The sequence below is a fragment of the uncultured Jatrophihabitans sp. genome (assembly GCF_964244045.1).
Taxonomy (GTDB): Bacteria; Actinomycetota; Actinomycetes; order Mycobacteriales; family Jatrophihabitantaceae; genus Jatrophihabitans.
Window position 1 is genome coordinate 115849 of the sequence record NZ_CAXTHK010000004.1, and the last position, 14133, is coordinate 129981.

Genomic DNA, 14133 nt, shown 5'->3' on the forward strand with positions numbered 1-14133 from the left:
ACCGATCAGTGCCAGTTCGTTGCGTACACGACGTTGCGCGCCCAGATCTTGCTGTACTCGACACCGGTGCTCGGGGTGCTCGCGGAGTACTGGCGGCCGTGGCCTGCGTAGATCGAGACGTGGTATGCGTCGCCGCCACTGAGGTAGAAGACCAGGTCACCCGGTCGGGCTGACCGTTTGCTGATCTTGCGCATGCGCTTCGCGTGCCGCTGGGATTCCGAGTTGTGCGGCAGGGTTGCCAGGTCGGTGCGGGCGAAGACGTACTTGGCGTAACCCGAGCAGTCGAAGGACCGCGGACCGTCGGCGCCGTAGCTGTACCGCGCGCCGACGTGAGCCCGGGCCACGCTGACGATGTAGGCGCCGGTGTTGCGGTAGTGCGTGATGCGCTTGGTCGCCAGCGTCCGCTTGCCGGCAACCAACGACACCCTGCGGGCACCCGCAGGTGCGCGGAACACCGATTTGAAGCCGTGCTTGCCCTTGAGGTGGTGGTTGCGGCTGTACGTCGGGCTGTCGTGCTTGGCAGCCGACGTGTGCACCCATCGGCCGTCGACGTACACCTTGACGTTGACCGAGCGCTTGGACTGCTTGTCGTAGGCGTACCCGCGGATGTGGATCTGTCGCGTCGAGGAGTCCTGCCAGGCGTAGCTGACGGTGCCGTGGTCGGGTTGGGCCGACGCCTCGGCGGGCACAGCACCGAGCAGGGTCGCGGCCGCAGCCGTGCAGCCGACGCCGAGCGCGGCGATGATCGTCGCCTTCCGGCGGGCGCGGTGCACGCCTCGATACCTGTTGTGCAGCACTACATCGTGCAGCCGTGCGGTCACGGTGGTCCCCCCGTCGGTGGCGCGCGGCCACTTCGCCGTGCGGACTGGCGACGACCACGCAAACAACCGCGGCACCCCGGGAAGCGGCGCGGGGGCCGCAATAGTGGGCCCGCCCACCATTCACCCCCCTCGCCTGCGCAGTGCGCAGCTGCGTCAGGACCGGACCGGCGTGATCGTTGCGACAGTGGCATCGCTCGACGGCGACGTCCGGCTGGCAGCCTCAGCGGTCCCTCGACCAGGTAGCGCCACGGCGGCCAACGCGCCGAGCCAGCAGACCCCGAAAGCCACCGCGCAACCGAGGTGGAAGGCATCCATGAACGCGTCCTGGACGGCAAGCTCCAGCGCACCTCCGCCGGCCCGACGAGCTGCCGCGAATGCCACCGCGACCGACGACGACGCACCATCGGGCAGACCGCCGGGCAACCGGGCGAGCCCCGACGACGAGATCTGGCTGGCGAAGATCGAGGCGAAGACGCTGCCCACGACGGCCACGCCCAACGTCCCGCCGGCCTCACGGGTCGCGTCGTTGACGGCGGACCCGACGCCGGCCTTGGCCGCGGGCAGCACCGACAGGATCGACTCGGTGGCGGGCACCTGGGTGAGTCCGAGGCCGAGCCCCATCAGCAACATCTGCGCCACGATCACGCGGTAGGACATGTCGGCCGGTGACAGGGCGATCCAACCGAACGAGCTGCCCAGGGAGAAGAGTCCTGTCATCACGACGGCGCGGGTGCCGAAGCGCGCGACGAGCGCAGGTCCCGCGCCGGCGCCGAGGGCGATGCTGCCCGCGACCGGCAGGATGCGCAGGCCCGTCGACAGCGGCCCGTAGCCGCGCAGGAACTGGAAGAACTGGGTCACCAGGAAGATGAAGCCGAACAGCGCGAAGAACGCGATGGTCACCGACATGCTCGCCGCCGAGAACGCCGGGGTGCGGAACACCGTCATGTCCAGCATCGGGTTCGCGACCCGACGCTCGATGCCCACGAAGACGGCGGCCAGGGCCGCGGTCGCCGCGAAGCCGGCGAGGGTCAGGGCGTCCGACCAACCCCGCTGAGGCGCCTCGATGATCGTGTAGACGAGCGTGCCGACGGTGGCGCACGCGGCGAGCACGCCACCGACGTCGATAGCGGGTGCGCCCGGGTCGCGCGACTCGGGCACCAGGAGCCAGGCCAGGACGGCGGTCAGCGCCGACAGCGGGACCAGGGCCAGGAACACGCTGCCCCACCAGAAGTGCTCGAGCAGTAGTCCCCCGGTCACCGGGCCGACGGCAACGGCCACGCCGACGACTGCGCCCCACACGCCGATGGCCTTGGCCCGCTGCGCACGGTCGGGGAAGGCGTTGGTGATGACCGACAGCGTCGTCGGAAACACCATCGCGGCGAAGATACCCATGACGAGGCGCGTGGCGATGAGCGGCCCGGGCGAGTCCCAGCATGCGCCGACGCCGCTGGCCACCGAGAAGCCGAGCAGGCCGACGATGAGCAGCGGCCGTCGGCCGAAACGGTCACCCAGGCTGCCGGCGCCGAGCACGAGTCCCGCGAACGCGAGGTTGTAGGCGTCGACGATCCACTGCAGGTCCGTGGTGCCCGCGCCGAGCGAGCGGCTCAGATCCGGCAGCGCCACGTTGACGATGGTGGTGTCGAGGTTGATGGCGAAGCTGGCGAGGCACGCGAGCAGCAGGATCACGGCCGGACGGACGGGGCGGCGGCTGATGTTGACGGTGGTCACATGAGTGAGCGTGGCGCATGATGTTGGCCCTGTCAACATCGTGCTGCAAGAATGTGCCCGTGCCTTACCACCACGGCAACCTGCAGGTTGCCCTCATCGACTCCGCCGTCGAACTCGCCGCTGCGGACGGTGCGGACGCGGTCGCGCTGCGCGAGGTCGCCCGCCGCGTCGGCGTTTCGCACAACGCTGCCTACCGGCACTTCACCGATCGCGAGGCGCTCATGCGCGCTGTCGCCGCGCGCGCTCTGACCGGCTTCGGCGAGAGCATGCGCGATCGCATCGCCGCTGCAGCGCAGGGTGCCGACGTCGAGAGTTCCTACGACCGCCTCGCTGCGTCCGGGCGCTCCTACGTCGAGTACGCCACTGAACACGCCCAGCTGTTTCGCGCGATCTGCGCCTTTCCGATGGGCAGCGTCCAGCCCGACACCGATGTCGTGCATCCCTACCAGCAACTCACCGAGCGCCTCGACGACCTGGTCACCGTCGGCGCGATCACGCCCGAGCGACGGGGCAACGCCGAGATTGCGGCGTGCTCGGCCGTGCACGGGTTCGCGATGCTCACCCTCGACGGGCCGTTCCGCAACGTGTCTTCGGCGGAACGGGAACAGGGCCTGGCGCAGGTGCTGCGCGTCGTCCGATTCGGCATCTAGGCAGCTACGCCTCGTCGACGCACCCGACCCACGCGGTCCGGCGTCGGCACAACTATCCTCAGCACCATGGCCAAATCTGCCGGGGCTGGCAAACCGCCCAAGTTGTCACGCGCTGACAAGGCCGCGCTGCGCGGAGCCAAGCGCGCCAAGCGTCGCGAGACCTGGGCCAATCTGAAGCAGGCGTTCACGCTCACCCGGCAGAACGACTCGAAGTTCTTGCCGTACCTGATCGGCGGCTTCGCTCTGGCCGCTGTGGTGATCTTCGCGATCGTCTACCTGGTCAGCGGCTCGCTGTTCATCGCCATCGCGTTCGCGATCCTCGCCGGCCTGCTCGCCGCCATGCTCATCTTCTCGCGCCGCGCGCAGTCCTCGATGTTCGCTCAGGCGGAGGGCCAACCCGGCGCCGCCGGATTCATGCTGCAGCAGCAGTTGCGTGGCGACTGGCGACTCACCCAGGCCGTCGCCGGCACCACGCAGCTCGACGCCGTGCACCGCCTCGTCGGCCGTCCCGGTGTGGTGCTGGTGGGCGAGGGTGCGCCGCACCGCGTCCGGGGCCTGTTGGCGCAGGAGAAGAAGCGCACCGCGCGGGTCGTCGGCGAGACGCCGATCTACGACATCATCATCGGCAACGAGGGCGACGAGGTGCGGCTGTCGAAGTTGAACCGCTACCTGCTCAAGCTGCCGACGAACCTCAGCAAGGACCAGGTCCGGACGCTGGAGAAGCGGCTGTCCGCGCTCGGCGGCGCAAAGTCCCCGCTGCCACAGGGCCCCATGCCCGCCGGCGCCAAGATGCGCAACGTCCAGCGCACCGTGCGCCGCCGGTCCTGACAACACCTCGATGACCACCCCCCAGGCGTACCGCGGCGCCAAGATCGGGTTGCCGCAGTCCGGGCCCGGGTCCTTGACCACCGCCGGTCCACGCCTCGGGGCCTTCGTGGTCGACGCCCTCGCCTCGACCCTGGTGGCCTCGCTGTTCGTGCACGGGCACGGCAGCACGTTCGCCGACAAGCTCCCGGGCTCGTGGAGCCTCATCCCGCTAGCGGTCGACTACCTGTTGGGCATCCTGCTGGCCGGCCGCACGGTCGGCATGTACCTGTTCGGCCTGCGGCTCATCCGCGTCGACCGGACCGCCGCAGTCGACCCGGGGCGCGTTGTCATCCGGACCGTCATGCTTTTCCTGCTCGTCCCCGCACTGGTCTTCGACCGGGACGGACGCGGGCTGCACGACCGGGTCACCGACACCGCGGTGGTGCGAGCGTGATCCGCCCCAGCGGCTGAGAGATCACCTAGGAAACCTCCTGGCAACAATCGAGACACTCGCAGGCAACTGCGGACGCGATAGTTTCGCCCTCCCACCCTGTGCAACGGAGGACGGATGTTCAGTAGCTCAGAAGAGGTCTTGGCCTACATCAAGAACGAGAACGTCGAATTCATCGACGTTCGCTTCACCGACCTCCCCGGCGTGCAACAGCACTTCAACCTGCCGGCGTCCAACTTCACCGAGGACTCGTTCACCGAGGGCCAGATGTTCGACGGCTCGTCGATCCGCGGGTTCGCCTCGATCGACAAGTCCGACCTCAAGCTGATCCCCGACCCGACGACGGCCTACGTCGACCCGTTCCGCGCCCGCAAGACGCTGAACATCAACCACTCGATCTACGAGCCGCGCACCGGCGAGAAGTACGACCGCGACCCGCGCCAGGTGGCGACCAAGGCCGAGGAGTACCTGAAGACGACCGGCATTGCCGACACCGTCTACTTCGGCCCCGAGGCCGAGTTCTACATCTTCGACGAGATCAAGTACGAGACAAAGATGAACGGTTCGTTCTACTTCGTCGACTCCGAAGAGGGCTACTGGAACACCGGCCGCGACGAGCCGGGCGGCAACCTCGGTTACAAGACCAACGTCAAGGGCGGCTACTTCCCGGTCTCGCCCTACGACCACCAGGCCGACCTGCGGGACGAGATCAGCCACGAGCTGATGGCGACCGGTCTCGACCTCGAGCGGGCCCACCACGAGGTCGGCACCGGCGGCCAGGCCGAGATCAACTACAAGTTCAACACCCTCACCCACGCGGCGGACGAGGTGCTGCTGTTCAAGTACATCGTCAAGAACGTGGCGTGGCGCAACGGCAAGTCGGCAACCTTCATGCCGAAGCCGCTGTTCGGCGACAACGGCTCGGGCATGCACTGCCACCAGTCGTTGTGGAAGGACGGCGAGCCGCTGTTCTACGACGAGACCGGGTACGCAGGTCTGTCCGACATCGCCCGCTGGTACGTGGGTGGCCTGCTCAAGCACGCCCCGTCGGCGCTGGCGTTCACCAACCCCACGGTGAACAGCTACCACCGGCTCGTGCCGGGCTACGAGGCGCCGGTGAACCTCGTCTATTCGGCTGGTAACCGCTCGGCCTGCATCCGGGTGCCCATCACCGGCACCAGCCCGAAGGCCAAGCGCATCGAGTACCGGGTGCCCGACCCGTCGTGCAACCCGTACCTGGCCTTCGCGGCCATGCTGATGGCCGGCCTGGACGGCATCAAGAACAAGATCGAGCCGCCGGCGCCGGTCGACAAGGACCTCTACGAGCTCCCGCCGGACGAGGCCGCCTCGATCCCGCAGGTCCCGGGTTCGCTCGGCGAGGTGCTCAACTCGCTCGAGGCTGATCACGACTACCTGCTCGAGGGCGGCGTCTTCACCGAGGACCTCATCTCGGCGTGGATCAGCTACAAGCGCACCAACGAGGTCGACCCGGTCCGGCTTCGCCCGCACCCGTACGAGTTCGACCTGTATTACAACATCTAGACCTGATCGATGCTGGAGGCCCCGGATTCCGGGGCCTCCAGTCATTTAAGGACCGTTGCCTCGGCCCGGATTCCGCGGGGATTCCGCGGGGATTCCGCAGTGATTCCGCAGCGATTCCGCAGGAGATTCGCTTCGCGTCCGAATGGCCGCCGCAACAGTCGCCCGAGTGGCCTCGTCCTTGTCCGGCCACAGGAGTCCGTACACGTCCAACGTCGTCTTGGCGCTGGCATGTCGGAGACGCACCTGAACGGTCTTCACGTCGAGACCGTCGGCAATCAGCAGCGATGCGAAGTCGTGCCGCAGATCGTGGAACCGCAATCCCCGCGAAAGTCCGGGCACCTTCGCGGGCGGCCCGCATGGCGAGTTCGATCGTGTATGGGCCTGCGGGACGACCGAGCTCGTTGGACACCAATCTGGTTCCGTCGCCTGACTTGAGAGCTGCAGACAGCAGCAGGGCCAGTTCCGGCGGGATCGGCACCGGGGTGCGGCTGGTCTCGGACTTGAGTGGGACATCGGGCGACTGGACCGACGGAGACACGACGCCCCGCACGAAGTCCACGTCCTGAAGGCGCGCTGCGCGCCGGTGCCGGGCGATGTCCGGCGCGAGCTGCCGCAGTCTCGGCGTGTGCTGTCGCGTGCTCGAGGGTCCGCTGGGCCCGCTGGTAGGCGTCCTTCAAGGGCGGGATTTCAGCGTGCCGCCGGGCGTGCAGGGCGACGATCCGGTGTAGCGCGTCGACGCGGGGCTCGAGGTTGGCGAGCCGGTCGAGGGCCTGCTGCTCGCTGGTCCACGCCGAGTGCAGCTCGGCCACCACGTCGTCCAGAGGGCGGGGTTGGGCGTAGTTCGCCGCCGCCTTAGCGGCCAGCTGCGCGGCGTGGGCGGGGCCTAGACAATCAGGCTGCTCTGCTCGAGAAGCTCCACGGCAACATCCGACCGCAGGACCCGATCACCGACTGGATCAGCCGGATTTCCTGAACTACGTCGGCTCTATCGTCGTCGGTCTCTTCGTGCTCACCTGGATCGTCGCACTCACCAACTGGCGCACAGCGAAGGTCGAAGACCGCTGGACGAAGCCCGCCCCGGCGGATCCGGAGACCGCGTGACCTGATTCCGCCTGAACGGGAACTTCCGGGGGCCGACGGGGCACTCGGTGACGTGGGAACTATTCAGTTCAGGCGAAGGTCCGTCGCGGTCGCGGTCGCTGTGCTCGTCTCGGCGTTGACGGTCGCAGGATGCGGCTCGAGCGGGTCCGACGGATCGCCTCGGGACCGCTCCCTGTCGCTGCGCGTGCCGGACCACGTCACTGTCACGACGCGTCAGGCCACCGGACTGGGCACGATCCTCGTCGACAGCCGGGGACATGCGCTTTACATGTTCCCCCCGGATGCCGGGGGCAGGGTGAGCTGCACCGGTGCGTGTGCAGGCACCTGGCCGCCGCTGGTGGTCTCGAGCGGCGTCAAGCCAACGGCGACGGGCGGCGTCAACTCCGAGGTGCTGTCGACCCTCGCCGATCCGAACACCGGTGCCCGCATCGTGACCTACAGCGGTTACCCGCTATATCGCTACGCGGGCGACGTCCGGGCCGGTACCGCGGACGGCCAGGCGCTGTTCCTGAACGGTGGGCCCTGGTACGTCCTGAACACCGCCGGGAACCCGATCACCACCGACCCCGGGGACGACCGATGACCGAGGACCGTGAGCGTCCTCGAATTGTCGGCCGACGCTCGCTGCTGGCCGCTGGTGCCGGGCTGGTCGTCGGGGCAGGAGGCACCGAGCTCGTGAACGCCCTGTCCCCGTCCGAGACCTCGATTACGCCGCACGTCGCCTCACCGGGCGAGGAGTTGATGACCGAGCACGGCGTGCTGAAACGGGTGCTGCTCGCGTACCGGGCGATTCACGATCGGCTCGTCGACGGGCGCGCGGTTCCGGTGGGTGCGGTGAGCGATTCGGCCCAGCTGATCTCGGACTACATCGAGAGCTTTCACGAAGGGCTCGAGGAGGCCTACGTCTTCCCTCGCGTCACCGCGACGCAGGGTGCGCTCGTACGCACTCTGCTCATCCAGCACGACCGGGGTCGACACCTCACCGCCGCCATCACCACGGCCGCATCTGCGGGTTTCGCCACCGCTGCGGCCCGCTCCGCGCTGGCTAGCGATCTCGACAGGTTCGTGCGGATGTACGAGCCGCACGAGGCGTGGGAGGACACCGTGATCTACCCCGCGCTGCGCGCGACCACCTCGCAACGCACGCTGGACCTGCTCGCCGAGCGTTTCGCCGGCCTGGAGAACACCCAGTTCGGTGACAACGCGCTGTCGCAGATGCTCAGCCGCCTGGCCGGCATCGAGGACCAGCTCGGCATCGGTGACCTGGCCGCTTTTACACCACCTGCAACGGCCTGACTCGGCTACGTCGCACGCTCAGAGTGTCGCCTCGGTTTCAGTCGAGGAGGCTCGCCAGAGGATGGTGACCAGCAGGCCAACGGTGCAGATGTGCACGACCGTGCACCACAGGCAGATCGCATCGACGGCGAGCAGCTCGACGCCGACCAGGTAGAGCACGCTCGCCGTCCCGAACAGCGCCCCGACCACCCGGACCCGATCGAGCAACGCGATCCGCAGCACCGCGGGCAGGCACAGCACCGTCATCGCGACGAAGAACATCAGCCCGAGCAATGCCACCGGGATCGGCCCCACGTGCGACCAACTGCTCGTGGTCACCTTCGCGCAGTTGATCGTCGCCGACTCGGGGCACGACAGCGTCACCGAGGAGTCGTAGTGCTCGACGGTCAGGTAGGTAGACACGCCCAGCCCGGCACCGGCGAAGGCGAGCGCGACCAACCCACTCGCCCCCACTCGCGGACGGTCGGTCGACGTGCCGGACGGGCGGCGGCGCGGGTCGAGCATGCTCAGAGCTTCTTGGCCGCGGCGACGACGCCGGAGGCCGTGCACACCGAGGCCGGCGTGTTACCGGTGCTGGCGCAGACGGCGGCGGTGACGGCGTTCGCGGTGCCGTCGACGCCCTTCGCGATGGGCGATGACGGGTCGGACAGCGCCGCGGCGATCTCGGCGTGCGTGTTGCCCTGAAGTACCTGCGGGTTGTACGAGGCGCCGGAGATCATGTAGTTGCCGCCGATGTCGATGAACGGGATGCCGCCGCCGGAGTCGTACTTGGTCAGCAGCGCCTTCTCGTCGGCGGTGAGGGTGTCCAGGGTGGCGTAGGTGCCGTTGACGACCTGGTTGCTTTGAATCTCCTTGCCGGTGAACGACAGATATTTGCTGGTGTACGAGGCGCCGTGGAAGGTCAGCGTGGCCGTACTCGGGTACACGTCGCTCGGCGAGGATGCCGTCTGCCCCAATCCGGTGAACGTGCCGAAGCGTGACAGCGCCACGGCCACCGCCCACCGCTCGGCCGCGCAGTACGGGCAGTACTCGGCACCGATGTAGAGCACTTGCGGCAGCCCGTTCGCAGACAGAGCTGCACCGGAGATGGCCTTGGGCTGCGTCACGACGCTGCCAGCTCCTACGGTGTTCAGCGCGGAGGCTGGCACGGAGGTCACGGCGGTGATGACGGTGCTGGTCGCAGTCGTCGCCTTCTTCCCCGACTTGGGATCACCGGCGCCGGTGGCCACCTTGACCACGACGAGCACCGCGACGACGAGGACGACCACCAGGATCGGGATCCCGACTGTCTTGATCCGGCGACGGCGGGACGCCGCCGCCCGGCGCTCGGACGCTGCGGCTTCCAGTTTGGCGGCGAGGCGTTGCTGAGCCGCCGAAGGACGGGTCTGGGAAGGCATGTCTGGTAGTCGGGTCGGGGCGCACGAAAGTTCCGACGCCGGACCGAGAATTCACTGATTCTCAGCGGGCGGGAACTATCGAGGCTTCTCCGGCGACTGTGCTGACGTGGACCATGGCGTCGTGCTTCAGCTCGCGGGCCGCCGCGCTCGCGAGCGGCAGCGACAGCGCGATCACGCCTGGGGTCTACTGGACCTGTGGGTCGCGACCCTGCCTGCGGAGTCGCCGGACCCAGAGGAGTTGACTGCGTCCATCATGGGGCGGCTGAGGCACGAGGGGCTGCTGCGGTCCGTTCCGCTGGGGTCGTCGTCATGATCCCGTCTGTGTCACTGGGATCGCCGCGCGCGCCGGCGTCCCGCGCCCTGCGGGCGGCCGTGTTCGCCTTCGCCGGTACCGGGCTGGGCGTGGCCGCGCACCGCCTCGGCGGCGGCATGACACCGCCGGCCTGGTTGACGATCGCCAGCGTGCTGGGTCTGTTCGCCCTGGCGTTCGCGTTGACCGGAGCGCAGCGTCGGTTGCCGGTGATCACTGGTCTCGTTCTGATGACCCAGACCGCGATGCACGTCGGCTTCACCGCCGTCGGCATGCGAGCCATAGCTTCGCCGACGGCCGCTAGCGGCGAACGGTCGCTACTGAGCATGGTGCTGTGCCACAACCCGGCACACACGCCCAGCGCCCGCGAGGTCGTTGCCGCACGGGCAACTCTCGCCTCGCTGCACGTGTCCGCCCCGGCCGCAACGCAGGCCACGACGATGCCGGCCGGCAGCATGTTGACGCCGTCGATGGCCTGGATGCTCGCGGCGCACCTGCTCGCGGCCACGGTCATGGCGTGGTGGCTGGCCCGTGGCGAACGGGCCGTTTGGCGCTGCGCGCGCCGCGTGGTGCAGACGATCCAGGCGGTCGCCGAAGGCTTTCCGACGCCAGCAGCGACGACCGTGCGCGGTGTGGCCGTATCGGTTGTCCCGTCGCTGCGGACGCGGTGGCGGATGCTCTGCGCCCCGGGTCGCGCTCCACCCGCGCCGCGGTCGTTCAGCCTTCTGCCTGCCGCCTCCTGACACGGGACTCGACCTGATCGAGTGATTCGGCCGTGGGGCGCGGGTTTCGCCCTGCGGTCCCGGCGCCTCGTCGCGCCGTATTCGCCCCACCCCTCCTGGAGTTCGCACGTGCCCACCTCGTCATCCAATGTCCGCCTCCGCAGCCGCGGGCCCGGACGATCCGCCGCTGTCCTGGCGCTCGGCGCCACGCTCGCCCTCACCATCGCCGGCTGCTCGTCCTCCTCGACGGGTCAGTCGGGCGCCCCTGTCGTGATCAACGGCACGACGACGTCAGCGGGCGGCATCCGCGGCGATGAGCTGAGCCAGCCTGTCGTCCTCGACGCTGCCGCCAAGAACGCGGTCTTCCAGAGCACCGCGGGCGGAACCACCACCCTTGGGGCGCTGCAGAAGGGCGGGTTGATGCTGCTGTACTTTGGTTACACCCACTGCCCCGACGTGTGCCCGACGACGATGGCCGACATCGGTCTGGCCTTGAAGAAGGTGCCGGCCCAGACGCAGGCCCGGACGCAGGTCGTGTTCGTCACCTCCGACCCCGCGCGGGACACGACCAGCGTTGAGAAACAGTGGCTGGCCAACTTCGACTCCGGCCTGACCCGCCCGTTCGTCGGCCTCACCGCCTCGTTGTCCGAGATCGACGCAGTGGCCAAGAGCGTCGGGGTCCCGCTGTCGCCGCCGGTGAAGGAGCCCGACGGCTCGATCACCGTCGAGCACGGCGCCCAGACCCTCGCCTTCACCGCCGACAAAGCCCACGTGGTCTGGCTCGCCGGGACCTCGCAGGGCGATTACGCCCACGACATCGCCGCGCTCGACCCCGGACCGTCCTGATGCGCGCCCCACTTCGGCCAAGACCGGACGAGCACACGGACCAGCCGTCGGACGAACTGCGGGAGGTTGCTCTGCGCGCGGGCCGAGGGGACGCGGCCGCTCTGACGGAGTTGGTCCGGGCCACGAGCACGACGGTGTGGCGTGCCTGCGCCGCCCTGGTCGACCCCGCGTCCGCGGACGACCTTGCGCAGGACACCTACCTGCGGGCCGTGACCTCGCTGCCGACGTATCGGGGTGAGGCCAACCCGACCCGGTGGCTGCTCACCATCGCGCGCCGGGTCTGCGCCGAGGAGATCGGCGCTCGGCAGAGGTCGCGGCGGTTACTGGCCGCGCTCGAGAGCCAACGAAGGGTCGTGTCCGCCGACTTCGGGTTTGTGAGCGATGTCGGCGACGCGGTCGACCGGTTGCCCGACGAGCGGCGTGAGGCGTTCCTGCTCACCGTGGTGGCCGGCCTGCCCTACGCCGACGCGGCTGCGATGTGCGGGTGCCCGGTCGGCACGATACGTAGCCGGGTCGCTAGGGCGCGGGCGGAACTCGTCGACGTGCTGGCCGAGCGTGAGGTCCAGAACGCGGCGGGATGACCGCGGTCAGCGGCCCGCGTGGCGGTCCAGACGTGCGAGCCAGGCGTTATACCGCTCGTGGGCGCGCTCGTCGTCATCGACATCCCGCACAGCCGGTGTGGCAGTCCTCGCGCCCGCGCCGACGAGTTCATGGCTGTCCAGCTGCGAGCGGCGAGCCTGCTCCAACCACCCCCGCGACTCGCGGCGACGATGCTCGGGCATGCGCACCCAGATCACCACGACGATCACCATGACCAGCGCCATGATCCCGTCCCCGCCGACCCACATGATCGCGCCGCCGAGGCGGGTCTGCGCCAGCGGATCGAGGTGACGCGGGGACATGCCGGTCATGGTGATCGGCGTCGCGGTCTGGAGCAGCACGACACCGGTGAACGTGTCGATGGCCATCGCCACGGCCAGCAGCAACTGCTTGGCCGGCATCGACAACCGCCAACGCATCGGCTCGTCACCCAGCACGAGCGCGAAGAACTGATACCCGACCAGCAGGTAGGCCGCGTGCTCAAGCTGTCCTGCCCACGGGCGCGACATGATCACGTCCATCAACCCGGTCAGGTGGGTGCCGACGATCACGACCGCATAGCTTGCCAACGCCACCGGCGGGCTGAACCACAACGCCGCGGCGCGGCTGCGCCAGACGCACTTGATCCGGGTGTGCCACGGGTTGCGGGTCGCGTGCAGCGCCAGGGTGACCGGTCGGCCGCACACCAGCAGCGGCGGCGCGATCATCACCAGGGCCAGATGGCCGAGCATGTGGGCGGAGAACATGGCCATGTCGTAGGTCGCGATCGGGCTGCATGTGGCGATCACGCACACCGCCAGGCCCGCCGCGAACGACAGCGTGCGCCGGCGGGGCCAGGCCTGCCGATGCCGACGGGCCACCGCCGAGACGCCGGCCAGATACAGCAGGCCCGCACCCACGACCACCGTGATCGCGATCGGGTCGCGCTGCCACGCCGTGAACCACCGAGCACCGGTCAGCGGCGGCAGAACCCGCATGACCCCCGTGCGGCACAGCGACACGGGCAGCACCGGGCCGTGGACGCCCGCAAAATCCCTCACCGTCCCGACCATCAACGCCGCCGCCGTCGCCAGCAGCAGGACGGACCCCACGACGAGCAGCGCCAGACTGGAACGACCGGGGCTTCGCTGACGCCCGGTTCCCGGAATGGTCACGGCGACATCGCCTGGACGGTGCCCGTCGCTGACATCGGCAGCCCAGGTGATCGTCGAGGCCGCATCGCTATGTCACCGTCCCGCACGGACATTGAAACCGCCTTGGAGAGGTCGACCGAACCAACCGGTATCTACCAAGTCGGTTGGTCAGGCCCGAAAGTTCCCGACGGATAGCCCGATCGGTCAGCCGGACGTGGACATGTTCATGCCTGACATCGGCCCCATCGATGTTCCGGCCGAGCTATAGGTCGAGGGCACCCCACTGGGCAGCTGACCCAGCGGGACCACGGGCAACATGATCGTCACCGAGCCGACGCCGGTGAAGGTGAGGGTCATGCTCACCTTCTCCCCCGCCGTCAGCGGGGCCGGGTTCTCCAGCATCAGGTGCGCGTGGTTGGGCACGAACTTGTAGCTGCCGTGGGCCGGGATGTCGATGCGGGACAGGTCGGTCATCGACCCCACGCTCCCGTTGTCAGCCTCCTTCATGGCCATCACCGACGTGGTCACGCTTGTCACGACCTTGGTCAGGCGCACCGAGGTGTCGGTGGTGTTGGCGATCGTCAGGTAGGCCGCAGCAACGTCCGGCGACGCGGGCTTGGGCACGTACCCGCCGGTGATGCGCACACCTTGCGAGGTCACGCTCGCCGCAGCGAACGACGGACTCGGGGACGCAGGTGCCGACGGCGACGCTGAGCTCGCGCCTCCCCC

Annotated in this window: 16 protein-coding genes; 9 read left to right on the forward strand and 7 right to left on the reverse strand. The window is 68.8% G+C overall.

Annotated features, from left to right (window positions below):
• Positions 1-5: 5 nt before the first annotated feature.
• The gene (locus tag ACFFC4_RS04935) at positions 6-821 is read right to left on the reverse strand and encodes a C40 family peptidase (RefSeq protein ID WP_375498362.1); all 816 of its coding nucleotides are present in this window, start codon (positions 819-821) and stop codon (positions 6-8) included.
• A gap of 153 nt (positions 822-974) precedes the next feature.
• Positions 975-2549 (reverse strand): MFS transporter, encoded by a 1575-nt coding sequence (locus ACFFC4_RS04940; protein ID WP_375498364.1) that lies wholly within the window; start codon positions 2547-2549, stop codon positions 975-977.
• Positions 2550-2608: 59 nt separating this feature from the next.
• On the opposite strand from ACFFC4_RS04940, the gene ACFFC4_RS04945 reads away from it, so the two are divergent.
• The 4 genes from ACFFC4_RS04945 (at position 2609) to glnA (ending at position 5999) form a co-directional block, all read left to right on the forward strand.
• On the forward strand, positions 2609-3199 hold the full coding sequence (locus tag ACFFC4_RS04945; protein WP_375498366.1) for a TetR/AcrR family transcriptional regulator: 591 nt from the start codon (positions 2609-2611) through the stop codon (positions 3197-3199).
• A 66-nt stretch (positions 3200-3265) separates the two neighbouring features.
• On the forward strand, positions 3266-4027 hold the full coding sequence (locus ACFFC4_RS04950; RefSeq protein WP_375498368.1) for a DUF4191 domain-containing protein: 762 nt from the start codon (positions 3266-3268) through the stop codon (positions 4025-4027).
• Between the two features lie 10 nt (positions 4028-4037).
• Positions 4038-4460 (forward strand): RDD family protein, encoded by a 423-nt coding sequence (locus ACFFC4_RS04955; RefSeq protein ID WP_375498370.1) that lies wholly within the window; start codon positions 4038-4040, stop codon positions 4458-4460.
• A 114-nt stretch (positions 4461-4574) separates the two neighbouring features.
• Entirely contained in the window at positions 4575-5999 is a 1425-nt protein-coding gene (gene glnA / locus ACFFC4_RS04960; protein ID WP_375498372.1) for a type I glutamate--ammonia ligase, read from the forward strand.
• Between the two features lie 45 nt (positions 6000-6044).
• On the opposite strand, the gene ACFFC4_RS04965 is transcribed toward glnA, so the two are convergent.
• The gene (locus tag ACFFC4_RS04965) at positions 6045-6512 is read right to left on the reverse strand and encodes a tyrosine-type recombinase/integrase (protein WP_375498374.1); all 468 of its coding nucleotides are present in this window, start codon (positions 6510-6512) and stop codon (positions 6045-6047) included.
• A gap of 772 nt (positions 6513-7284) precedes the next feature.
• On the opposite strand from ACFFC4_RS04965, the gene ACFFC4_RS04970 reads away from it, so the two are divergent.
• Positions 7285-7683, forward strand: a complete 399-nt coding sequence (locus ACFFC4_RS04970; RefSeq protein WP_375498376.1) for a hypothetical protein — start codon at positions 7285-7287, stop codon at positions 7681-7683.
• The gene (locus ACFFC4_RS04975; RefSeq protein ID WP_375498378.1) at positions 7680-8396 is read left to right on the forward strand and encodes a hemerythrin domain-containing protein; all 717 of its coding nucleotides are present in this window, start codon (positions 7680-7682) and stop codon (positions 8394-8396) included. Before ACFFC4_RS04970 ends, ACFFC4_RS04975 begins: the two co-directional genes overlap by 4 nt.
• 18 nt (positions 8397-8414) lie before the next feature.
• Here ACFFC4_RS04975 and ACFFC4_RS04980 read toward each other — a convergent pair whose 3' ends face one another.
• Both ACFFC4_RS04980 and ACFFC4_RS04985 read right to left on the reverse strand, forming a co-directional pair.
• Positions 8415-8900: a vitamin K epoxide reductase family protein gene (locus ACFFC4_RS04980; protein WP_375498380.1), complete on the reverse strand. Its 486-nt coding sequence runs from the start codon at positions 8898-8900 to the stop codon at positions 8415-8417.
• A gap of 2 nt (positions 8901-8902) precedes the next feature.
• Positions 8903-9793, reverse strand: a complete 891-nt coding sequence (locus tag ACFFC4_RS04985; RefSeq protein WP_375498382.1) for a DUF929 family protein — start codon at positions 9791-9793, stop codon at positions 8903-8905.
• A 321-nt stretch (positions 9794-10114) separates the two neighbouring features.
• On the opposite strand from ACFFC4_RS04985, the gene ACFFC4_RS04990 reads away from it, so the two are divergent.
• The 3 genes from ACFFC4_RS04990 to ACFFC4_RS05000 all read left to right on the forward strand — a co-directional run bounded on the left by ACFFC4_RS04990 (position 10115) and on the right by ACFFC4_RS05000 (position 12252).
• Entirely contained in the window at positions 10115-10846 is a 732-nt protein-coding gene (locus ACFFC4_RS04990) for a hypothetical protein (RefSeq protein WP_375498384.1), read from the forward strand.
• Between the two features lie 108 nt (positions 10847-10954).
• A complete protein-coding gene (locus ACFFC4_RS04995; RefSeq protein WP_375498386.1) occupies positions 10955-11671 on the forward strand; it encodes an SCO family protein in 717 nt (238 codons plus the stop codon).
• On the forward strand, positions 11671-12252 hold the full coding sequence (locus tag ACFFC4_RS05000) for a sigma-70 family RNA polymerase sigma factor (RefSeq protein WP_375498388.1): 582 nt from the start codon (positions 11671-11673) through the stop codon (positions 12250-12252). The genes ACFFC4_RS04995 and ACFFC4_RS05000 overlap by 1 nt, the downstream gene beginning before the upstream one ends.
• A gap of 6 nt (positions 12253-12258) precedes the next feature.
• Here ACFFC4_RS05000 and ACFFC4_RS05005 read toward each other — a convergent pair whose 3' ends face one another.
• Both ACFFC4_RS05005 and ACFFC4_RS05010 read right to left on the reverse strand, forming a co-directional pair.
• Positions 12259-13425, reverse strand: a complete 1167-nt coding sequence (locus ACFFC4_RS05005) for a cytochrome c oxidase assembly protein (RefSeq protein WP_375498390.1) — start codon at positions 13423-13425, stop codon at positions 12259-12261.
• 183 nt (positions 13426-13608) lie between these two features.
• A complete protein-coding gene (locus ACFFC4_RS05010) occupies positions 13609-14064 on the reverse strand; it encodes a copper chaperone PCu(A)C (protein ID WP_375498392.1) in 456 nt (151 codons plus the stop codon).
• Between the last annotated feature and the right edge of the window lie 69 nt (positions 14065-14133).